At 70.5% G+C, this 19897-nt stretch carries 20 protein-coding genes; 2 read left to right on the forward strand and 18 right to left on the reverse strand.

What is annotated here, in order from left to right; genetic code table 11:
- Positions 1-91 precede the first annotated feature (91 nt).
- From ABZ805_RS26570 to ABZ805_RS26625, 12 genes are all read right to left on the reverse strand, one after another.
- Positions 92-1195 (reverse strand): hypothetical protein, encoded by a 1104-nt coding sequence (locus tag ABZ805_RS26570; protein WP_358445772.1) that lies wholly within the window; start codon positions 1193-1195, stop codon positions 92-94.
- Positions 1196-1245: 50 nt separating this feature from the next.
- On the reverse strand, positions 1246-2289 hold the full coding sequence (locus ABZ805_RS26575; protein WP_358445774.1) for a hypothetical protein: 1044 nt from the start codon (positions 2287-2289) through the stop codon (positions 1246-1248).
- On the reverse strand, positions 2286-2486 hold the full coding sequence (locus tag ABZ805_RS26580) for a hypothetical protein (RefSeq protein ID WP_358445777.1): 201 nt from the start codon (positions 2484-2486) through the stop codon (positions 2286-2288). Before ABZ805_RS26580 ends, ABZ805_RS26575 begins: the two co-directional genes overlap by 4 nt.
- A gap of 104 nt (positions 2487-2590) precedes the next feature.
- On the reverse strand, positions 2591-3112 hold the full coding sequence (locus ABZ805_RS26585) for a hypothetical protein (protein WP_358445780.1): 522 nt from the start codon (positions 3110-3112) through the stop codon (positions 2591-2593).
- 12 nt (positions 3113-3124) lie between these two features.
- Positions 3125-3814 (reverse strand): hypothetical protein, encoded by a 690-nt coding sequence (locus tag ABZ805_RS26590; RefSeq protein WP_358445783.1) that lies wholly within the window; start codon positions 3812-3814, stop codon positions 3125-3127.
- A 617-nt stretch (positions 3815-4431) separates the two neighbouring features.
- Positions 4432-4965 (reverse strand): hypothetical protein, encoded by a 534-nt coding sequence (locus ABZ805_RS26595; RefSeq protein WP_358445786.1) that lies wholly within the window; start codon positions 4963-4965, stop codon positions 4432-4434.
- Entirely contained in the window at positions 4962-6332 is a 1371-nt protein-coding gene (locus ABZ805_RS26600) for a putative T7SS-secreted protein (protein ID WP_358445789.1), read from the reverse strand. Before ABZ805_RS26600 ends, ABZ805_RS26595 begins: the two co-directional genes overlap by 4 nt.
- On the reverse strand, positions 6332-6889 hold the full coding sequence (locus tag ABZ805_RS26605) for a hypothetical protein (protein WP_358445792.1): 558 nt from the start codon (positions 6887-6889) through the stop codon (positions 6332-6334). Before ABZ805_RS26605 ends, ABZ805_RS26600 begins: the two co-directional genes overlap by 1 nt.
- On the reverse strand, positions 6882-7361 hold the full coding sequence (locus tag ABZ805_RS26610; RefSeq protein WP_358445794.1) for an SseB family protein: 480 nt from the start codon (positions 7359-7361) through the stop codon (positions 6882-6884). The genes ABZ805_RS26605 and ABZ805_RS26610 overlap by 8 nt, the downstream gene beginning before the upstream one ends.
- A gap of 507 nt (positions 7362-7868) precedes the next feature.
- Entirely contained in the window at positions 7869-8105 is a 237-nt protein-coding gene (locus ABZ805_RS26615; protein ID WP_358445797.1) for a DUF397 domain-containing protein, read from the reverse strand.
- A gap of 90 nt (positions 8106-8195) precedes the next feature.
- Positions 8196-8393 carry a DUF397 domain-containing protein gene (locus ABZ805_RS26620; protein ID WP_358445800.1) on the reverse strand — a complete coding sequence of 66 codons (198 nt, stop codon included), beginning with the start codon at positions 8391-8393 and terminating at the stop codon, positions 8196-8198.
- A gap of 28 nt (positions 8394-8421) precedes the next feature.
- Positions 8422-9213 (reverse strand): helix-turn-helix transcriptional regulator, encoded by a 792-nt coding sequence (locus ABZ805_RS26625; protein WP_358445803.1) that lies wholly within the window; start codon positions 9211-9213, stop codon positions 8422-8424.
- 192 nt (positions 9214-9405) lie between these two features.
- Here ABZ805_RS26625 and ABZ805_RS26630 point away from each other — a divergent pair, with 192 nt between their 5' ends.
- The gene (locus tag ABZ805_RS26630; RefSeq protein ID WP_358445806.1) at positions 9406-9750 is read left to right on the forward strand and encodes a hypothetical protein; all 345 of its coding nucleotides are present in this window, start codon (positions 9406-9408) and stop codon (positions 9748-9750) included.
- On the opposite strand, the gene ABZ805_RS26635 is transcribed toward ABZ805_RS26630, so the two are convergent.
- The 6 genes from ABZ805_RS26635 to kdpF form a co-directional block, all read right to left on the reverse strand.
- Positions 9732-10412: a response regulator gene (locus ABZ805_RS26635; protein ID WP_358445809.1), complete on the reverse strand. Its 681-nt coding sequence runs from the start codon at positions 10410-10412 to the stop codon at positions 9732-9734. The two genes, ABZ805_RS26630 and ABZ805_RS26635, sit on opposite strands and share 19 nt — an antisense overlap.
- Complete coding sequence (locus ABZ805_RS26640; RefSeq protein ID WP_358445812.1) at positions 10409-12910, reverse strand: DUF4118 domain-containing protein; 2502 nt, start codon at positions 12908-12910, stop codon at positions 10409-10411. The genes ABZ805_RS26635 and ABZ805_RS26640 overlap by 4 nt, the downstream gene beginning before the upstream one ends.
- Positions 12911-12983: 73 nt before the next feature.
- Positions 12984-13589 carry a potassium-transporting ATPase subunit C gene (locus ABZ805_RS26645; protein WP_358445815.1) on the reverse strand — a complete coding sequence of 202 codons (606 nt, stop codon included), beginning with the start codon at positions 13587-13589 and terminating at the stop codon, positions 12984-12986.
- 27 nt (positions 13590-13616) lie between these two features.
- The gene (kdpB, locus tag ABZ805_RS26650) at positions 13617-15698 is read right to left on the reverse strand and encodes a potassium-transporting ATPase subunit KdpB (RefSeq protein ID WP_358445818.1); all 2082 of its coding nucleotides are present in this window, start codon (positions 15696-15698) and stop codon (positions 13617-13619) included.
- Complete coding sequence (gene kdpA, locus ABZ805_RS26655; RefSeq protein ID WP_358445820.1) at positions 15695-17356, reverse strand: potassium-transporting ATPase subunit KdpA; 1662 nt, start codon at positions 17354-17356, stop codon at positions 15695-15697. Before kdpA ends, kdpB begins: the two co-directional genes overlap by 4 nt.
- Entirely contained in the window at positions 17356-17451 is a 96-nt protein-coding gene (gene kdpF / locus ABZ805_RS26660) for a K(+)-transporting ATPase subunit F (protein WP_358445823.1), read from the reverse strand. Before kdpF ends, kdpA begins: the two co-directional genes overlap by 1 nt.
- 460 nt (positions 17452-17911) lie before the next feature.
- Between kdpF and asnB the strand changes: the two genes are divergently transcribed.
- The gene (asnB, locus tag ABZ805_RS26665) at positions 17912-19747 is read left to right on the forward strand and encodes an asparagine synthase (glutamine-hydrolyzing) (RefSeq protein WP_358445826.1); all 1836 of its coding nucleotides are present in this window, start codon (positions 17912-17914) and stop codon (positions 19745-19747) included.
- The last annotated feature ends 150 nt before the right edge of the window (positions 19748-19897 follow it).

Genomic DNA, 19897 nt, shown 5'->3' on the forward strand with positions numbered 1-19897 from the left:
TCCGGATAGATGTCGATCTTCTTGGTCGTTGATCCATCTACCGGAGACCTCACTGCGTTCCACCAGCGGGCCCCAGGTTCCTAAACAGCTCCTAGCCCGTCAGCGGTCCGGGCGCAGTGCCCTCGTCCACGTCCGCCCCGTTCCCGAAACCTTTCGGTCCGGCCCACCTCCAGTGCCAGCTTTGCTGTTGGGGAGCGCGGAAGTCCCGTTCGTCACCGAAGTCGGCGGGGGTTCCCAGCGCATCGATCTGGTCGTTTGCAGGGGCCCGGAGGACGCTGGGGTAGAGCCGGACGTGCGCGATGCCGCAGGGGAACAGCGGAGTGCTCCCCCACGCTTCGCGGAGGGCGGCGTTGACCAGCACTTCCCAGGCCTCGATGAACAGGTCCCAGCGGATGCGCAGGAGCGCCACGAACACGTTCTCGGCCTCCGCGCTGAGCTGCCCGAACGGTCCGGTCAAGCGCAGGTGCACGCCGCCATCGTCCCGGCGTCCCCATTCGGCCAGCGCTTGGACCGGCTCGGGGGTTCGTGGCTTGCGGCCGCGGATGTAGATCTTCTCCGCGTGCGGGAGGACTTCGCGCCGTTGTCGCTCGGTGGGGATGCAGGCGGGCTGGTGCGGCGGAGCGTTCTTCAACCACTTGTCCAAGCCGTCGAAGAAGTCCTCGGGCCGGTTCGGGTCGAACTCCGCCTCCTTGCGACCTTCCCGCAAGGCGTCGATGTGCCGCCAGTACGGGCCCGAATTCACGCGGACGTGGTCCGCACCGGTTTCCCGCCGCATTCGCTCGGTCCATTGGACTCTAGGACGGTATTCGAACAGGTCCGAACTTGCGAGACGCGCGAGCGCGTCAACCGGCTCCGTCTCAGGTGTTCCGTCGTCAGCGAAGAACCTGACCGCGCCGATGTCACAGGGGTACCGGTCCGTCGGTCCCCAAGCCCGTTTCCAGGCCGCGGCCACGAGCAGCGTCCACCCCCAGCCGTCGTCTTCGATGTCGACGCGCAGCAGCATCAGCGCGGAGAACAAGTCCACGCCAGCGGCGCGGACCGGGCCGGTGGGCAGACCCAGCTCCACCTGCACACCGGCATCGACCGGAGACCACGTCAGCGGGATCTCTTGGAACTCCAGGCGTTCGGGGTCGGCGAGCGTCGGACCGTGCGCGGGTATGGGCCGGGTCCACGGCCAGCCGCACGTGGGATTCATCGCGTGTTCTTCCTGAGGAGTCGTGGTTCTTCCGTTGCCGTGCGGCGTCGTCAACTCGGCTGCTGTCCCTCGGTCCGTGGCTTGCGTTTGACCTGGCACCACGCCGGCGGGGTGGTGCCCGCCCAGTCGTGGTACCACCAGGTCTGCTGGCTCACCGAAGCCCAGTGCGCCTTGCGCAGATCTCCGGGCGGCGTCCCCAGCACATCGACCTGTTCGGGAAGGGGCGGGTCGGTGAGCGTGGGGTAGAACCGGACGTGCGCGATGCCGCAGGGGTGCTGCTCCGTGCCGTGCCACGCCCCGCGCAACGAGCCGTTGACCAGTACTTCCCACCGGCGCCGCCAGGACTCCATCCGCAGGTTCTGCAGCGCGGCGAGCAGATCGGCACCGTGGTCGTCGAACTGGACCCCGGGAGCGCGCACCCGCAGGTGAACGCCACCCTCCGCGCGGCGGCCCCACTCCGCGAAGCCCTCCTGCAGTGCCTGCTTCGTCGGGTCTTCCGGTGACGGGCCGACGAGGAAAATGGGCTCGGAATGGGCGAGTTCTGGGACCGCGTCCTCGGCGGCCTCCTGCTTCCGCGTCGCGCTCATCTCGCGCATGGAGCGGTCGAACTCGGTCCAGTTCATCTTGCCCGGCTGCGTCTGGCCGCTCCATTCCTCCCGCCAGAGGATCTGCTCGGTCACGAGCGTGCCGCGCTCGCCCAATTCGGTGGGCGGGCCGAGCGCATCGACCGGTTCCGCGGTCGGCGGCCCCGTCAGGTCCGGGAACAGCCGCACCTGGTCAACTGCGCAGGGGTGTTCCTCGGTCGGTCCCCAGGCATCGCGGCGCGCGGCGTTGACGACCACCTGCCACTTCAGCTCCTGCAACTCCGCGCGCACCATCATCAGGGCTTTGAACAGGTTCGGCTCCACCGCGGAGCGCACGCCGAACGGACCGGACAGCTCAAGACCGACCTGACCATCGGGGGTGCGGGACCAAGTGGCCACCGCAGGTTGGAAGTCCGGCCGAGAGGAATCACCGTCGACCGGACCGAACACGTCCACTTCGCGCACCGAAGACGCGCTCTCATTCATCTCAGCACCGGTTTCCGCGGTCATCTCGTCCTCTTCATCGCTTCCAGCTCATCCAGCCTGCGGCGCAGTTCGGCGACCTTCGACACCTGTTCCGGGAGGTCCCGCGAACCGTTGCGCTCCATCTCCGCGAGCGTTCGCTCCGCGTCGTCGAAGTTGGAGCGGGCTCTCCCCAGCTCCTCGTCCACGTTGAAACGCGGGCGGTAGGCGGGCTTCTCCGCCACTTCCCGGGGTTCCGGTTCTGGTTCGTAGCGGTCCGGGTCCGGGTTGAACGCGTCGATCGGAAGCGCAGCTGCGCGCTGACAGCCTGCCGGTCAGGCAGGTGTCGCTACCGGGCTGCCCGAGCCTCCTGGCGCCGACGTTCGTAGTCGGTCCAGGTCAACGCCCCGGGTTCGGTGGTGCCCGCCCATTCGTCGCGCCAGAGCATCTGTTCGATCACCGAACCGCTGCCGACCAGGGACGGGTCGTCCGGCATGTCGAGCGCATCGACCGGATCGTTGGCGGGCGGGCCGGTCAGGGTCGGGTAGATCCGGACGTGCGCGAGTCCGCAGGGATGCTCGGGCGTCCCGCCCCACGCCTCCTTGCGCGCCGCGTTCACCAGCACCCGCCAGCCACGATCGTGCAGTGCCTCTCGAATCACCAGCAGCGCCGTGAACACGTCACGTCCTGTGGCGGTGAGTTCCCCACCGGTCGGACCGGCCAACGTCAACTGCACTTCCCCGTCGGCTGTCCGGAACCAGCTGACCGTGGTCTGCTGGACCTCGGTCTGCTCCGGATCGTTCGAGGACGGGCCGATGACGTACACGCCGCGCTCGTTGGGCTGGTGCTGCACTGTTGCCCCTTCTTCCATCGAGTGCCTCGTCTACCGGTATTCGCCGTTGTCCTCGAGCAGTTTGCCGAGCCGACTGATCTCGCTGCGCACGTCGTTCAGCATCGGGGAGTCGATGGCTTCCAGCCTCGCCTCATCCTGCTTTGCCTCTTCGTGCTCCTTCAAGACGCGCTCTCGGTCGCTCCCGGTGAACGGATGCCACTTCCGGCCGTCAGACCTGTCCTCCACCCGCTCCCGGGGTTCCGGTTCTGGTTCGTAGCGGTCCGGGTCCGGGTTGAACGCGTCGATCGGGTCGCTGTGGCCGTCGGCTTCCCACGGGTCGGGGCGGCGGGGTTGTTCCTTCTCCGGCGGCGGTTCCGGTTCCGGTTCGGGGTCGGGGCGGGCGGCTTTCTCGCGGGCGCGTTGGAGTTCTTCTCCGATCGATCGCTCTTGCAGATCTTGGATACTCATCGGCGCGATCAGCACTAGGACACCGATGCTCGACGGCGTCCCTGGTTCGCTCAGCCACGAACATCCGGGGAAGTCGTTCGCGTCGTTCTTCGGGGCCCGGTCACCTCCCCCGACTCCGAGTTGATCCAGCTGTTCCGGCTGGATCAGCTCGCAGATCTGAGCCTTGTCGAGGCCCGAGACAGGCAGGTCCCGGGGGGCGGTCCGGCAAATCCGGACCGGTCTCGGGAGCGGGTGCGGCCTGTCCTTGTTGCGGATCTGCGGGTTCGGCTTCATTGAGCGCACACCCGCCGACCAAGATCGGCAGTAGGCCCGTGAGAACCGCGACCCACAGTCCGCGCCTGGTCACATGCTTCGTCACGCGTGCTCCCCCGACTGCTTGACGGAGGCAGCGGTCTCCTCGTCGTCGATGCCGCACTGCCTGGCGACCTTTTCGAACTTCTCGACGCCCTGTACGTACTCCATCGAACGCCCGTAGTGGGACTCGGAATCACCGAGCAAGTTCGCGTTCCACACTCGGGCGGCAGCAGTACCGACGTCGTCCGTCGCGGCGGGAAGCACACGAAGTTCCATCATGATCCGCCCCAGCAGGTCTTTTGGCGTCCCGCGCCGCTTCTCCGATCACCAGCCGAGCCGCCAGGACGTTGTCCGGGGTGACGGTGACGGTCTGGCTGGGCCCGCCCAGTACGGGGGCGGTGCTGGTGCGGTCATCGCGGGGAACCCCCTGGTCGCGGCTGCTGATCACCAGTGCGACGCAGACCGTAGCAGCGGCGGTTCCGCCCCCGTCCCGACTTCCTCCAACTTCACACCGACCGCACAGCCACCACCCGAACGGGCCCCTCATCTACGCACAGCCCCGCAGCCGACCGCCGAACGGGAGTAGCCGCACCGGGTCACGTCTCTCGCTCCCGCAACGCTCTTCGCTCGCGGTCGTACTCTGTCCAGCTCAGCTCACCCGGCGCCACCTTCCCGGCCCACTCCTTGCGCCAGAGAAGCTGTTCGTCCACCGAAGCCCCACCGATCTCACTCAGGTCGTCGGGCAATGCCAGGGCGTGCAGCGAATACGGCTCGGCCGGACATCCGAACGCCGGGTAGACGCGGACTTGGTCGACGTGACACGGGAATTGGCGGGTAGAGCCCCACACGTTGCGACGGGAAGCGTTGACCAAGAGTTTCCATCCATGGTCGTGCAGGTCCGAACGCATCCCGAGCAGTGTGTAAAAAAGGTCGTGCCCGGCACTGGCTATGTCGCCCGCAGGAAGCTCGATCCGGACCAGCACCTCGCCGTCGGTGGTGGGGAACCACGTCGCCTGGGCCGTTTGGAGTGTCGACCGGGTCGGGTCTTGCGGTGACGGGCCGTACACGGGAATCTCGCACGATTGCGACGGCCCGTCTTGAATCGGTGCACTTTGTCCACTCACAGTCATTGTCCCAATCTTGCTTCCAACTCAGCGATTCGCGTGGTCAGTTCGGACATCGACTTTCGATGTTCCGGCAAGCTTTCCGGTTGGTTCCGCTCATACCACGCTTCGTGTAGTTTCGCCTGTTTGAGCTCGGCCTCAGCGCGCTGTAGGTCCTCTCTCGCAGCCCGCAACGAGAGTGGCGGTGGTTCCGATGCCTTCGGCGGATCCGGCTCGAAGTCGATCGGGTCCTTGTCCGGGTTGAACGGGTCCAGCACGTGGAGGTCTTCGGGGTGTCCGCGCCTCGGCCCTGGTTCCGGCGGCGTTTCGCGTTGCGGCGGTTCCGGTTCCGGTTCCGGTTCGGGGTCGGGGCGGGCGGCTTTCTCGCGGGCGCGCTGGAGTTCTTCTTCGGTGGGGAGGGTGTAGCCCTCGGCGTCGTGGGTGGGGCGGGGCGGCGCCTTGGGGAGTTCCGGCTCGGGTGCGTGCTTGGCGACCTTGGCGACGCGGGCGGCGAGGCCCGCTTTGGAGGCCGCGCCCGCACCGCCGCCCGCGACGGTGGCGGCGATGTTGGCGCCGGCCTTGCCCAGGGCCGCCGCCGGGTCCTTCTTCCACTCGTCGAGGGTGCCGATGGTCTGGCCCCAGCCCTCCTTCGTGGTGATCATGTGCACGACACCTGCTCCAGCGGCGAATCCGGCGGAGATCGTCGCGGCCGGGTCGGTGATCAGGTGCATGGGTTTCGCGGCCAGGCCGAGTCCGCCCATCGCCATCTCGCCCAGCGCGCCGAGTCCCCCGCCCGCGTAGCTCTTGCCCGCTTCGAACAGGGCACCGCCGCTGCCGCGGAACGCATCCATCATCCGTTCCAGGAAGGACGAGTCGGGAGCGTTCTCAGCTGCGGCTTTGAGGGCGTCGGCGGTGGCGACGCCGGACGTGCCGAACTTGCCCCTGGCGACGTTCAGCAGGATTCGCGCTTCGGCGGTCTTCGCCGCGCCGGGGTCCTGGAACGGCGCGACCTGGTCGGCGGGTCCGGCCGCTTCCACCTGCGCCGCGTGGGCCTTCTCGGCGCGGGCGGTCTCCTGCTCGCCCTGGCGGTAGAGCTCGATCGCGCGGGCCGCCGCCTCCTGCGCGGTGCGCAGGTACTCCGCGTGCTCCACGAGCGCCGTCGCCGCCTTCCCGAACGCCGCGGCCGCCACGTCCCACCGCTGCTGCTCGTCGCGGACGGTCTTCCGGTATGCCTCGGCGGCCGGTCCGCTCCAGGCGTGCTCGGAGTCGATGCGCTGCACCGCGGCGAGGCCGTCGGCGATGCGGCGGAACGTGTCCGCCTTGTCCTTGGTGCCCGCGACGTCGCCGGGCACGAGTTCGGTGGGGTCGTCGGTGTCGCCGAGTTCCGCCGCCATCAGCGATCATTCCTCTGGTGCAGGGCCGGGTTCATGACTTCGGCGCCGGCCTGTCCAGCCGTCCACAGGTCGTCACCGGCTTGGCCGAGCGACTCGCCGACTTCGCCGAACTCCTCGCCCCAGCCGCCGTAATCGGGCCTGGCGGCCTCTCCCAGTTCGCTCCAGCTCATGTCGCGGGCACCGGCGACCTTCTGCTGGTCCGGCGAGACGACGGTCATGAGGATCTCCTTGAACAGCCCCGAGATCTCGTCGTCCTGGCCGCGGTACTCCTTCAGGACGTCGGTGAGCTGGTCGGCCAGCTCCTGACCGGTGCGCAGCAGGCTGCCCAGGCCGTGCTCCCAGCTGAGGCAGAACTTGGCGAGCGCACCCTGCACCCGGTCGTGCTCGCCGAGATCACCGGCGGTGAGCGCCATCGACTGGAGTCCGGCGGCCGAACCCGCGTCGGCGACGTACGAGCCGCCGGGGATCAGGTCGGACAACGCCCGCACCGTCTGCTCGTGTCCCGCGATCACCGCTTCCAGTGCGGCCGCGTCGAGGCCGAACCCGTCGTCAGACATCGCGCACCTCCTCAGCCGCCAGCACCAGCCGGTGCTCCTCGCCGGAGTCGACGACGACGCCGACGTCCGGTGGCAGGTAGTGCTCGAAGATCCGTTTCGCAGGCAGCGCCACCACGTCCACGGTGCCGTCCGCGTCCACCAGGCCCGCCGCTCCCGCGTAGTCCGCGGCGCGCTGCCGCGTCGAGAACACCGGCAGCCACTCGCGGCCGCCGAGCAGCAGCGTCGACGCCTCCGCGGGCAGGTGCAGGGTCGACCGGCCCAAGGTCGCCAGCAGTAGCGTCGGATCCGGCGGAGTCCCCGCGTCCTGCCAGCGGCGGGCCGCGAGCACCAGCACCGGGTCCGGCTCGGGCGGTGCCGATCGCTCGGGATGCGGCGCCGGATCCGCGCTCGGCTCCGGGTCCGGCAGGGCCGCTCGGGGCGGTTCCGGGGCGCCCGCCGGTTCCGGAGTTCCGGCCGGCTCCGGAGTTCCCACCGGTTCCGCGGTTCGCGTCGGCTCCGGAGTTCTCACCGGTTCCGGAGTTCCGGCCGGTCCTGGAGTTCCCGCCGGGCCCCGAGTTCCCGCCGGTCCCGCGGTTCGCGTCGGCTCCGATCGTTCCGGCACCGGCGAGCGCACCGGTTCCGCGTCCGCTCCCGAATCCGGCCACACCGGTTCCGGCGTCCGCGCCGATTCCGGCTCTGGCGGCCAGGACCGGTCCGGTTCTGGAGGTGGCAGGCCCAGATCTCCGGACAGCCGCACCACTTCACGCATCCAGCACCCCCCAGCACTGGAGCCGCAGGCTCATCCCGCACTTCCTTCCGCGCTCCGCGGCCCGCTGTGGATCAGCGGGCAACGGCTCGGAACGCTAACAGCGCGCCGACGACCGCGTACCCGATTCGATCAACCTCGCGGAACCCGCGAATCCAGCGAGGTGAATGGCCCGTTCGCCTAGCCTGATTGGGCCAATGGGCCATTCACCTGGGGCGGGGACGCGCTCGGGCGTCAGCGGCGGAGGGCAGCGAGGAAGCGGGCCCAGTGGCGGGCGGGGAACACGAGGAGACCGGTGCCGGGGGACTTCGAATCGCGGACCGCCACCACCGGGCCGTCGGCGGCCACCTCGACGCAGTTCGCCGTGCTGGCACTCCGGCTGGACTTCCGCCAGCCCACCTCGACGCAGTTGGCGGTGTCCGCGCTGCGCGCTGACTTGCGCCACCCACCGGCCGTTCCAGGACTGCCCATGGAACGAGCGTGGCAGCGCATCGCCCCCTTGCCCAGCGCCGTCCCACCGCCGGAGCAGCGAACCACCCGGAATCCCGCCCGGAAGCACCATCACCGAGAGCGCGAATCCCCCACCGCAGCGAGGAAGTCGACCCAGCGTCCGCGGGACACCGCCAGCTCGGGACCGCCCGGGTCCTTCGAATCGCGGACGCCGACGATCGAGCCGCCCAGCGCGACCTCGACGCAGTTGGCAGTGCTGTTGCTGTAGCTGGACTTGCGCCAGGTCGCTTGGAACGAAAGTTCGATCATGACGACATGATTGCAGTCGAACGCGTCTTCACGCCATCGCCCGCACGTAGTCGACGGACTCCTCCACCGTCCACGCCTTGGAAACGAGATCACGCCAGACCTCCGAATAGGCTTGGATGTGGTCATCCTCGTCGAGGAAGAGACTCGTCAACTTGTGCTCCAGCAGGATCAAGCTCGGTTCGTCGTCGTACTTCAGAATCGCGAATGAGCCACTGACCCCTTCGTGGAGACCGGCTGCCTGCGGCATGATCTGTACCTGCACGTTGGTCTTGGTCGCGACCTCCGTCAAGTGACGGGCCTGCTGAGCCATGACACCGTCAGGCAGGCCCCGCCTCTGCAACACCGATTCCTCGATCACCGCATGCATCTCTAGCGGTGTCGCCCGGTCGAGAACCGCCTGCCTTGCTCGACGGCTGGCCACCAGCAAGTCCTCATGTCCGGAGTTAAGCCCGCCGCCCGTCGCCGCGATGACATGTTTGGCGTACTCGGGCGTCTGCAACAACCCTGGGATGACCAGTGGTTCGTAATTGAGCAGAGCACTCGCTTCGCTCTCGAAATCAGCCCAGGTCCGCCAGTCCTCCGAGACGCTGGGATGGTTCATCCGCAACCACCCCCGCTCCTCCGCGTGCCGGGCGATGTCCAGCAGTTCCACGCGGCGCTTCTTGGACATGCCGTAGAAGTCGATCAGCTTCTCCAGGTCGTCCAGGTAGATGCCGCTCTCGCAGTTCTCGAACCTGCTGATCTTGCTGCCGGACATCCCGACCGACCTCGCCAACTCCGCCGCCGACAACCCGGCCGCGATGCGTTGCTTGCGCAGCACGTAAGCCAATCGACGCGAGCGCACCGACGTCATCGCACGCCTTGCCACCGAATACCTCCCGCTTTTCCGAGGATGACAACGAAACGCTAGCGGCGAGCACACCCGGCGACCATCACTTGATCGTGTACTTGCGGCAAGAATCGCAACGCCCCGATTCTTGGAAGCGTGATCCACAACCCCCAGGAGGCAGTGATGGACGAGAAGATCGCGCGGTTCGGCTCCGAGAGTCCGCAGCGGGAGTGGCTGTGCCGGTGCAGCGACGACGACGAGGAGCTGGCCGTCTGCAACGTCGGAGTCTCCTCCGGCGACGTCGAGATCTTCGGCCCGGAGTTCCAGGGCTACTTCCGGTTGCGCGGCAGCGAGATCGCGGTGTTCCGGCGGGCGCTGGACGAGGCCGCGGTGCTCGCGGCGGAGGACCTCGACCGGCGGGAGGCCCGGCTTTCGGAGCAGCGCGAGGCCCGGCGGGAGCTCCAGCCTGCGGAGCAGCGGGAAGTTCAGCCCGTGGAGCAGCGGGAAGTTCAGCCTTCGAACCGGTAACCCATGCCCGCTTCGGTGATGAGGTGGCGGGGGCGGCTCGGGTCGTCCTCCAGCTTGCGGCGCAGCTGCGCGATGTACACCCGCAGGTAGTGGAACTCGTCCGCGTAGGCCGGGCCCCACACCTCCTGCAGCAGCCGCCGCTGCGCGACGAGCTTGCCGCGGTTGCGCACCAGCACTTCCAGCATTCCCCACTCGGTGGGCGTCAGGTGCACTTCGGCGCCGGCGCGCAGCACCTTCTTCGCCGACAGGTCCACTTCGAACGACTCGGTGCGCACCACCGGTTCGTCCTCGGCGACGGCGGACCGGGAGCGGCGCACCGCGGCGCGCAGCCGGGCGAGGAGTTCGTCCATGCCGAACGGTTTCGTCACGTAGTCGTCGGCGCCCGCGTCGAGGGCGTGCACCTTGTCGGTGGATTCGGTGCGCGCGGACAGCACGATGATCGGCAGCGTGGTCCAGCCGCGCAGCCCGGCGATCACCTCCACCCCGTCCAGGTCGGGCAGGCCGAGGTCCAGCACGACCGCGTCCGGCCGCGCTTCGGCCGCGATCCGCAGCGCCGTCATGCCGTCCGGCGCGACCACCACCTCGTAGCCGTGCGCGGTGAGGTTGATCCGCAGCGCGCGCAGCAGCTGCGGCTCGTCGTCCACCACCAGGACCTTCGTCATCGCCCCTCCGTCGCCACCGGCAGCGCCAGCACCATCGTCAGCCCGCCGCCGGGGGTGTCCTCGGCGCGGATCGTGCCGTGCATGGCCTGCATGAAACCCTGCGCGACGCTCAGCCCGAGACCGACCCCGGGCGGGCCGGTGTCGGCGTGCCCGCCGAGTCGCTCGAACGGGGCGAACACGGTGTCCGCGGTGCCCTCCGGCAGGCCGGGGCCGTGGTCGACGATGCGCAGCTCCACCCACCTGGCGTGTTCGCTGGCGCGCACGCCGACCCGGTCTCCGCCGTACTTCAGCGCGTTCTGCACCACGTTCGCGATCACCCGTTCCAGCAGTCCGACGTCGGCGAGCACGGCGGGCAGCGACTCGTCGGTGTCCACCGCGACCCGTTCGCGGCCGTCCAACCCCACCAGGGCGCCCGCGACGGCCTGGTCGTAGCCGACGGGGCGCAGCTGCGGCACGATCGCGCCGGTCGCCAGCCGGGACGAGTCCAGCAGGTTGTCCACCAGGTCCGCGAGCCGGTCGGTGGACTCCTCCACCCCGGCGAGCAAGTCGGCGACGTCCTGCTCGGACAGCTGCACGCCGGGCAGCCGCAGGCTGCTCACCGAGGCCTTGATGGACGCGAGCGGGGTGCGCAGGTCGTGGCCGACGGCGGACAGCAGCGCGGTGCGCAGCCGGTTCGCGTCCGCTTCGCGCTGGGCTTCGGCGGCGTCGGCGGCCATCCGCTGCTGGCGCAGCGCGACCAGCGCCTGGCCCGCTGCGGCTTCCAGCACGGTGCGGTCGTCGGCGGGCAGCGCCCGGCCGTCGGGGCGGCGCAGCGCCAGGTGCACGTCCGCGGTCACCTCGATGTCCACATCGGACTGGTCGGGCCGGGCGCAGGGCGTGGTGCCGAGGGACGCCGCGATGCGCCAGCCGTCCGGCCCGCGCTCCAGCAGCGCCGCCGAGGACAGCCCGAAGTTCTCCACCAGCTTCTCCAGCAGCCGCGGCAGCGGATCGGGGTGCGCCAGCACCGTGCGCGCGTAGGACGCGAGCAGCGCCGCCTCGGTGCGCGCCCGCGCCGCCCGCTCCGCCAGCCGCGCCGCCCGGTCCACCACCACCGCCACCATCACCCCGACGCCGACCATGCCGAGCACCGTCACCAGCGTCTCCGGGGAGCTGACGGCCAGCGAGTGCCGCGGCTCGGTGAAGAAGAAGTTCAGCAGCCCGCCCGCCAGCAGCGCCGCCGCCACCGACGGCGCCACCCCGCCGACCAGCGCCACCACCACCGTCGCCAGGAAGTAGCCGACCACGTCGGTGGACAGCTCGAAGTCGCCGAGCAGCGCGCTGACCAGCGTCACCAACGGCGGCAGCGTGCACGCCAGCACCCAGCCCCAGCCGCGGCGGGTGCGGGACAGCGGGTTCTTCGCGGCGCGGCGGAACGGGCGCGCGCCCGCCATGCCGTGCGTGACCATGTGCACGTCGATCGTGCCGGAACGCTGCACCACCGTGGAGCCGATGCCCTCGGCGGTCAGCCGCGCCCACCGCGAGCGCCGCGAGGTGCCGATCACCAGCTGGGTGGCGTCGACGCCGCGGGCGAACTCCAGCAGCGCCTCCGGCACGTCGTCACCGACGACGCTGTGGAAGCTGGCGCCCACGTCGTCGGCGACCCGCCGCGCCCGGGCCAGGTTCGCGGGGGACGCCCCGGCCAGGCCGTCGCCGCGCAGCACGTGCACCACCTGCAGCTCGGCGCCGGCGCGGGCCGCGATGCGGCGGGCGCGGCGGATCAGCGTCTCGCTCTCCGAGCCGCCGGTGATGGCGGCGACGACCCGCTCCCGCGTCTCCCACGTGTCGGTGATCTGCCGTTCCGCCCGGTAGCGGCGCAGCGCCACGTCCACCTGGTCGGCCAGCCACAGCAGCGCCAGTTCGCGCAGCGCGGTGAGGTTGCCGGTGCGGAAGTAGTTGCCCAGCGCGGCGTCCACCTTGTCGGCGGCGTAGACGTTGCCGTGGGCGAGGCGGCGGCGCAGCGCCTGCGGGGTGATGTCGGCGAGTTCGATCTGCTCGGCGCGCCGCACCACCTCGTCGGGGACGGTCTCCTGCTGGCGGACCCCGGTGATCGTCTCGACCACGTCGTTGAGGCTCTCCAGGTGTTGCACGTTCACCGTGGACAGCACGGTGATCCCCGCTTCGAGGAGTTCCTCGACGTCCTGCCAGCGCTTCTCGTTGCGCGAGCCGGGGGCGTTGGTGTGCGCGAGCTCGTCGACGACGGCGACCTGCGGGCGGCGGGCCAGCACGGCGTCCAGGTCGAGTTCGGCGACCAGGACGCCGCGGTGCCGCTCGTGGCGGCGCGGCACCTGTTCCAGCCCGTCCAGCAGGCGTTCGGTCTCGGCGCGGCCGTGCGTCTCCACCAGGCCGACGACGATGTCGGTACCGCGTTCGAGCCGCCGCCGCGCCTCGCCGAGCATCGCGTAGGTCTTGCCCACGCCCGGCGCGGCGCCGAGGTAGATCCGCAGCTCGCCCCGCTTCATCCCGCGCCTCCCCGCCGACGGTGGCCGTCGGCACCGATCCTGCCGGTCCGCCGCGCGGTGCACCTGCCGCGGGTCATCCGCGGTGCTCGGCGACGGCCGCGTTGAGCGCCGGGACCGCGACCGTGCGCTCGGCGAACACGCCGCCCGAAGTGGCGGCGGCGATGAGCCGGTGCACCTCCTCGACCGGCAGTCCCGTCTCGCGGGCGACGCGCGGGGCCTGCAGCGCGGCGTAGGCGGGGCTGATGCCCGCGTCGACGCCGCTGGCCGAGGCCGTCACCGCGTCCGCCGGGACCAGCTGCGGGGCGACCGCTTCGCGGGCGGCGATGTCGGTGCGGCGCTGCTGCACGGCCGCCAGCAGCTCCGGGTTGTCCGCGGCCAGGTTCGAGCCGCCGGACGTCGACGGATCACCGGGCCCGAGCGGTCCGTCCGCCGACACCGACGGGCGGGTGTGGAAGTACGGGTCGTGCGCCGGGTCCGCGGGCACCGGGTCGATGCCGATCAGCTCGGATCCGATGACGCGCCCGTCCACCACCTGCGGCGATCCTTCGGCGTGGTCGCTCAGCCCCGGCAGGTGGCCCGCGCCCCACACCGCCAGCGGGTAGCACACGCCCAGCAGCACCGTGAACACCAGCAGCGCGCGCACCGCGGTCCCGGACTGCCGCAACAACGTCGTGAACATCGTGTCCTCTCCTCAGAACTCTTCCGCTCAACCCAGGCCGGGGATGAGGCGCACGACCAGGTCGATGAGCCAGATCCCGAGGAACGGGCTGAGCACCCCGCCGACGCCGAACAGCAGCAGGTTCCGCCGCAGCAGCGCCGCCGCGCTCGACGGCCGGTACCGCACGCCGCGCAGCGCCAGCGGGATCAGCGCCACGATGATCAGCGCGTTGAAGATCACCGCGGACAGGATCGCCGAGGACGGCGTGGCCAGCTGCATCACGTTCAACCGGCCCAGCTGCGGGTAGATCGCGACGAACAGGGCGGGCAGGATCGCGAAGTACTTCGCCAGGTCGTTGGCGATGCTGAAGGTGGTCAGCGCGCCACGAGTGATGAGCAGCTGCTTGCCGATCTCGACGATCTCGATGAGCTTGGTCGGGTCGGAGTCCAGGTCCACCATGTTCCCGGCCTCCTTCGCGGCGGCCGTGCCGGTGTTCATGGCGACGCCGACGTCGGCCTGCGCGAGCGCGGGCGCGTCGTTGGTGCCGTCCCCGGTCATCGCGACGAGCCTGCCGCCGTCCTGCTCGCGGCGGATCAGCTCCATCTTGTCCTCGGGCCTGGCCTCGGCGAGGTGGTCGTCGACGCCTGCTTCGCGGGCGATCGCGGCGGCGGTGAGCGCGTTGTCGCCGGTGACCATGACGGTGCGGATGCCCATCGCGCGGAGTTCGGCGAAGCGCTCGGCCATGCCGGGCTTGACCACGTCGGAGAGCCGCACCACCCCGACGACGCGGAACGCGCCGTCCCGCTCCTCGGCGACGGCGAGCGGGGTGCCGCCGTCCCGGGCGATGCCGTCCGCGATGGTGTCCACTTCGGACTCGACGGTGCCGCCGCCCGCGCGCACCCACTCGCGGACCGCGCTGATCGCGCCCTTGCGGATGCGGCGGCCGGGCAGGTCGAGGCCGCTCATCCGGGTCTGCGCGGTGAACTCCACCGGTTCGCCGCCGTCCGGCCGGTCGGGGACCTCGTGCTGCTCGCGGCAGAACTCGACGATGCTGACGCCTTCGGGGGTCGGGTCGGCGAGGCTGGACAGCACCGCCACCTCGGCCAGGTCGGCGTCCGCTGCTCCCCCGACCGGGACGAGCGCGGTGGCGCGCCGGTTCCCGAAGGTGATGGTGCCGGTCTTGTCCAGCAGCAGCGTGTCCACGTCCCCGGCGGCCTCCACGGCGCGCCCGGACTTGGCGAGCACGTTGCGCTGCACCAGCCGGTCCATGCCGGCGATGCCGATCGCCGACAGCAGCGCCCCGATCGTGGTGGGGATCAGGCACACCAGCAGCGCGGTCAGCGTCACCACCGGCAGCAGCCCGCCGGAGTAGCCGGCCAGCGGCTGCAACGCGGTCACCGCGAGCAGGAAGATGATGGTGAGCGTGGACAGCAGGATCGTCAGCGCGATCTCGTTCGGCGTCTTCTGCCGCTGCGCGCCTTCGACGAGCGCGATCATCCGGTCCACGAAGGTCTCGCCGGGCGCGGTGGTGATCCGCACGACGATCCGGTCGGAGAGCACCGTGGTCCCGGCGGTCACCGCGGACCGGTCGCCGCCGGATTCCCGGATGACCGGGGCGGATTCGCCGGTGATGGCGGATTCGTCGACGGTGGCGATGCCTTCGACGACGTCGCCGTCGCCGGGGATCACCTCGCCCGCTTCGACGACGACGCGGTCGCCGATGCGCAGGCCGGTGCCCGCGACCCGCTCCTCGCCGTGCTCGCCGAGCCGGCGGGCGACGGCCTCGGACTTGGTGCGCCGCAACGATTCCGCCTGCGCGCGGCCGCGTCCTTCGGCGACCGCTTCGGCGAGGTTCGCGAACAGCACGGTGAACCACAGCCAGGCGGCGACGGCGATGCCGAAGGCGCTGGGCTCGACGACGGCGAGCGCGGTGCTGAGCACCGAGCCGGCCCACACGACGAGCATGACGGGGTTCGCCAGCTGGTGCTTCGGGTGCAGCTTGCGCAGGGCCTGCGGCAGGGCGGCGAGCAGCTGCCGCGGCCGGAACGACCCGGCGGCGACGGCGCGCCCGCGCTGCGGGGGTTGCCGGTCCCCGGCGGACTCCGGGGATTCGGTCAGGACGGCGGTCATGCCAGGGCCTCCGCGATCGGGCCGAGCGCCAGCGCGGGCAGGAAGGTCAGCGCGGCGACGAGGACGACGGTGCCTGCGAGCAGGCCTGCGAACAGCGGTCCGGTGGTGGGCAGCGTGCCCGCACCGGCCGGGATGCGCCGCTGGCGGGCGAGCGCCCCGGCGAGCATCAGCACCGCCATGATCGGCAGCAGCCTGCCGAACAGCATGGCCAGCGCCAGGGTGGTCTGGAAGAAGCCGGAGGTGGCGGTGAGCCCGCCGAACGCGCTGCCGTTGTTGTTGGCGGCGGACGCGTACGCGTAGAGCACTTCGCTGAGCCCGTGCGCCCCCGAGTTCGCCATCGCCTCGGACGTCGCGGGCAGCACGATGGCGGCACCGGTGCCCACCAGCACCAGCGCGGGCATCACCAGGATCGACAGCGCGGCGGCGGTGATCTCCCGGCGGCCGAGCTTCTTGCCCAGGTATTCGGGGGTGCGCCCCACCATCAGCCCGGCCAGGAACACGGCGAGCACCGACAGCACGAGGATGCCGTACAGCCCGGAACCGACCCCGCCGGGCGCGACCTCGCCGAGCAGCATGTTCAGCAGCACCGCCCCGCCGCCGAGCCCGCTGAAGCTGTCGTGCATCGAGTTCACCGCGCCGGTGGAGGTGCCGGTGGTGGCGACGGCGAACAGCCCGGACAGGTAGGTGCCGAAGCGCGCTTCCTTGCCCTCCAGCGCGCCGCCCGCGGCGAGCGCCGCCGGACCGTTCGGGTGCGCCTCTGCCCACCACACGACGGCCAGCAGCGCGGTGAACAGCCCGGCCATCACCGACAGCAGCACGCGGCCCTGCCTGCGGTCACCGACCATGGTGCCGAAGGTGCGGGTCAGGCTCACCGGGATCAGCAGGAGCAGGAAGATCTGCAGCAGGTTGCTGACCCCGTTCGGGTTCGCGAACGGGTGGGCGGAGTTCGCGTTGAGCACGCCGCCGCCGTTGGTGCCGAGGTCCTTGATGGCCTCCTGGCTCGCGATCGGCGCGGTGGCGACGGTGTGCTGCTGGCCGTCGAGGCCGACGACGTGCAGCCCGGGCGCGAAGCTCATCACCGCGCCGAGCCCCACCAGCAGCACCGCGGCCAGGGCCGCGATGGGCAGCAGGACGCGCACCACACCGCGGGTGAGGTCCACCCAGAAGTTCCCGATCCGGTCGGTGCCGGAGCGGGTGAACCCGCGCACCAGCGCGACGGCGACGGCCATGCCGACCGCGGCGGACAAGAAGTTCTGCACGGTGAGCCCGGCGAGCTGCACGGTGTGCCCGAGCACCTGCTCCGGCACGTAGGACTGCCAGTTGGTGTTGGTCGCGAAGCTGACCGCGGTGTTGAACGCGGTGGCCGGTTCGACGGCGCCGCGGCCGAAGTCCAGCGGCAGGAAGCCCTGCAACCGCTGCAGCAGGTACAGCAGCACGACGGAGGCGAACGAGAACGCGAGCACCGAGGCCGCGTAGGTCGTCCAGCGCTGCCCGGTGTCGCCGTCGACGCGCAGCACCCGGTAGAGCCCGCGCTCCACCCGCCAGTGACCGTCGTCGGTGTAGGCGCGCGCCATGTGGTCGCCGAGCGGCCGGTGGCAGACCGCCAGGGCGAGGACGAGGAGGCCGACCTGGGTGAGGCCGACCGCGAAGGAGGACATCAGAACTTCTCCGGCCTGATCAGGGCGACGAACAGGAAGGCGACGAGCAGCAGCGCGAGCACGCCGCCCGCGGCGTTGGCGACGAGGGCGATCACAACCGCTCCAGACCGCGCAGGCTCAGCGCGAGCACGAGGAACCCACCGATCAGCACGACCGCGTAAGCGAGGTCCGCCATCTCCGCGCGCCTCCTTCGATGCGGGGCGCCCCGGTGGCGCCGTCGCCCCCACTCAACGTCGTCGCGCGGGGCGCGGACAGGGCTGCTGACGGCGGTTTGACGTGGTGACCCGCGGTCTTGACGCGCTGCTTACGCGCCCCGCTCCGCTAGCCCGCACGAGTGAGCCAGTGGCCTGTCTCACTCGCCGCGGAATTCGAGCACGTTACGACCGCGTTACCTGCCGCGATGCGCGGGTATGCCACCGAGAGGCGTGGTTTTTCGCCCGTTTTGGCAGCTCTGGGCGTTGTCACTCGCTGAGTTCGACACCGCGGATTGGTTTCGTCGATGCAACAAAGTAGTTACCTTGACTAAGTAAGAACCTCCGCGAAGGGAGCTACGCCATGTGCGGCATCTCCGGCTGGATCGATTTCCGCCGAGACCTCACCCGGGAACAGCCGGTCATCGACGCGATGTGCGACACGATGGCCTGTCGCGGGCCGGACGGAGCGGGCACCTGGGTCCAGCCGCACGCGGCGCTCGGCCACCGGCGGCTCGCCATCATCGACCTGCCCGGCGGCGCCCAGCCGATGGAGGTCGACACCCCCGACGGCAAGGTCGGGCTCGTCTACAGCGGTGAGGCCTACAACTTCACCGAGCTGCGCGACGAACTCCGCCGCCGCGGCCACCGCTTCGACACCGACTCCGACACCGAGGTCGTGCTGCACGGCTACCTCGAGTGGGGCGCCGACGTCGCCGAGAAGCTCAACGGCATGTACGCCTTCGCCGTCTGGGACACCCGCACCGAGCAGCTGCTGCTGATCCGCGACCGGATGGGCATCAAGCCGCTGTACTACCAGCAGACCGAGAACGGCCTGCTGTTCGGCTCCGAGCCGAAGGCGATCGTGGCCAACCCCGAGGTGGAGAAGGTCGTCGACGCCGACGGGCTGCGCGAGCTGTTCTCCGTCACCAAGTCCCCCGGCCGGGCCATCTGGCAGGGCATGCGCGAAGTCGTGCCCGGCACCATCGTCACCTTCGACCGCAACGGCCTGCGCGAGCACACCTACTGGAGCCTCGACGCCGTCGAGCACACCGACGACCAGGCGGCCAGCGTCGCGCACGTCCGCGAACTGCTCGACGACATCGTGCGCCGCCAGCTCGTCGCCGACGTGCCGCGCTGCCTGCTGCTCTCCGGTGGCCTCGACTCCAGCGCGCTGACCGCGCTGTCCGCCCAGCAGCTCGCCGAGCAGGGCGAGAAGGTCCGCAGCTTCGCCGTGGACTTCGTCGGGCAGACCGAGAACTTCAAGCCCGACGAGATGCGCGCGACCCCCGACGGACCGTTCGTGCAGGACGTGCACAAGCACGTCGGCTCGCAGCACCAGGACATCGTCCTCGACCCGCAGGCCCTCGCCGACCCCGAGGTGCGCCGCGCCGCCGTGCAGTCCCGGGACTTCCCGATGGGCCTCGGCGACATGGACAACTCGCTGTACCTGCTGTTCAAGGCCATCCGCGGCCACTCGACCGTGGCGCTGTCCGGCGAGTCCGCCGATGAGGTCTTCGGCGGCTACAAGTGGTTCCACGACCCGAAGGTGCAGCAGGCGCGCACCTTCCCGTGGCTCGCCGCGTTCAACACCCAGCAGGCCGAAGGCCCCCGCGTGCTGGACAAGTCGGTCGCCGACACCCTCGACATCCCCGGCTACATCAGCTCGGAGTACGAGGCGGCCATCGCGGGCATGCCCACGCTCGACTCGGACAGCCCGTTCGAGGCGAAGATGCGGGAGATCAGCTACCTGCACCTGACCCGCTTCGTGCGGATGCTGCTGGACCGCAAGGACCGGATGTCGATGGCCGTGGGCCTCGAGGTCCGCGTCCCGTTCTGCGACCACCGGCTCGTCGAGTACGTGTTCAACGCGCCCTGGTCGCTGAAGACCTTCGACGGCCGGGAGAAGAGCCTGCTGCGCGGCGCCTCCGCCGACGTGCTGCCGAAGTCCGTCGTGGAGCGGGTGAAGAGCCCGTACCCGTCGACGCAGGACCCGCGCTACGCCGCCGAGCTGCAGAAGCAGGTCAAGGACCTCATCGCCAACGGGGACCGGGCGCTGGAACTGCTCAACGCCGACTGGATCCGCGAGGCCGCGAACCTCGATCCGTCCGAAGTGGACACCCCCACCCGGAACGCGTTCGAGCGCGCGCTGGACGTCTCCACCTGGTTCGACCTGCACAACCCGACCGTCAAGCTCTGATCGGGTTCGGCCCGGGCGCTGCCCGGGCCGCTGGTCCGCCGTTCGGCCCGTCCTGCTCTGCGGGCCGAACAACCCCACCAGCTCGACCACGTCGCTCAGCGCTGGCGGGACCAGCGCGCCGAGGACGCCGCCCTGGCCGCACGCAGCGCC

Origin of the sequence: Saccharopolyspora sp. NPDC047091, assembly GCF_040643635.1 — a bacterium.
Lineage (GTDB): Bacteria > Actinomycetota > Actinomycetes > Mycobacteriales > Pseudonocardiaceae > Saccharopolyspora_C.

Excerpts from the sequence above, each read along its gene's own strand:
- ABZ805_RS26570 (WP_358445772.1), bottom strand. The coding sequence starts at position 1,195 with ATGAATCCCACGTGCGGCTGGCCGTGGACCCGGCCCATACCCGCGCAC.
- ABZ805_RS26575 (WP_358445774.1), bottom strand. The coding sequence starts at position 2,289 with ATGACCGCGGAAACCGGTGCTGAGATGAATGAGAGCGCGTCTTCGGTG.
- ABZ805_RS26585 (WP_358445780.1), bottom strand. The coding sequence starts at position 3,112 with ATGGAAGAAGGGGCAACAGTGCAGCACCAGCCCAACGAGCGCGGCGTG.
- ABZ805_RS26590 (WP_358445783.1), bottom strand. The coding sequence starts at position 3,814 with ATGAAGCCGAACCCGCAGATCCGCAACAAGGACAGGCCGCACCCGCTC.
- ABZ805_RS26595 (WP_358445786.1), bottom strand. The coding sequence starts at position 4,965 with ATGACTGTGAGTGGACAAAGTGCACCGATTCAAGACGGGCCGTCGCAA.
- ABZ805_RS26600 (WP_358445789.1), bottom strand. The coding sequence starts at position 6,332 with ATGGCGGCGGAACTCGGCGACACCGACGACCCCACCGAACTCGTGCCC.
- ABZ805_RS26605 (WP_358445792.1), bottom strand. The coding sequence starts at position 6,889 with ATGTCTGACGACGGGTTCGGCCTCGACGCGGCCGCACTGGAAGCGGTG.
- ABZ805_RS26615 (WP_358445797.1), bottom strand. The coding sequence starts at position 8,105 with ATGGGCAGTCCTGGAACGGCCGGTGGGTGGCGCAAGTCAGCGCGCAGC.
- ABZ805_RS26620 (WP_358445800.1), bottom strand. The coding sequence starts at position 8,393 with ATGATCGAACTTTCGTTCCAAGCGACCTGGCGCAAGTCCAGCTACAGC.
- ABZ805_RS26630 (WP_358445806.1), top strand. The coding sequence starts at position 9,406 with ATGGACGAGAAGATCGCGCGGTTCGGCTCCGAGAGTCCGCAGCGGGAG.
- ABZ805_RS26635 (WP_358445809.1), bottom strand. The coding sequence starts at position 10,412 with ATGACGAAGGTCCTGGTGGTGGACGACGAGCCGCAGCTGCTGCGCGCG.
- ABZ805_RS26640 (WP_358445812.1), bottom strand. The coding sequence starts at position 12,910 with ATGAAGCGGGGCGAGCTGCGGATCTACCTCGGCGCCGCGCCGGGCGTG.
- ABZ805_RS26645 (WP_358445815.1), bottom strand. The coding sequence starts at position 13,589 with ATGTTCACGACGTTGTTGCGGCAGTCCGGGACCGCGGTGCGCGCGCTG.
- kdpB (WP_358445818.1), bottom strand. The coding sequence starts at position 15,698 with ATGACCGCCGTCCTGACCGAATCCCCGGAGTCCGCCGGGGACCGGCAA.
- kdpA (WP_358445820.1), bottom strand. The coding sequence starts at position 17,356 with ATGTCCTCCTTCGCGGTCGGCCTCACCCAGGTCGGCCTCCTCGTCCTC.
- asnB (WP_358445826.1), top strand. The coding sequence starts at position 17,912 with ATGTGCGGCATCTCCGGCTGGATCGATTTCCGCCGAGACCTCACCCGG.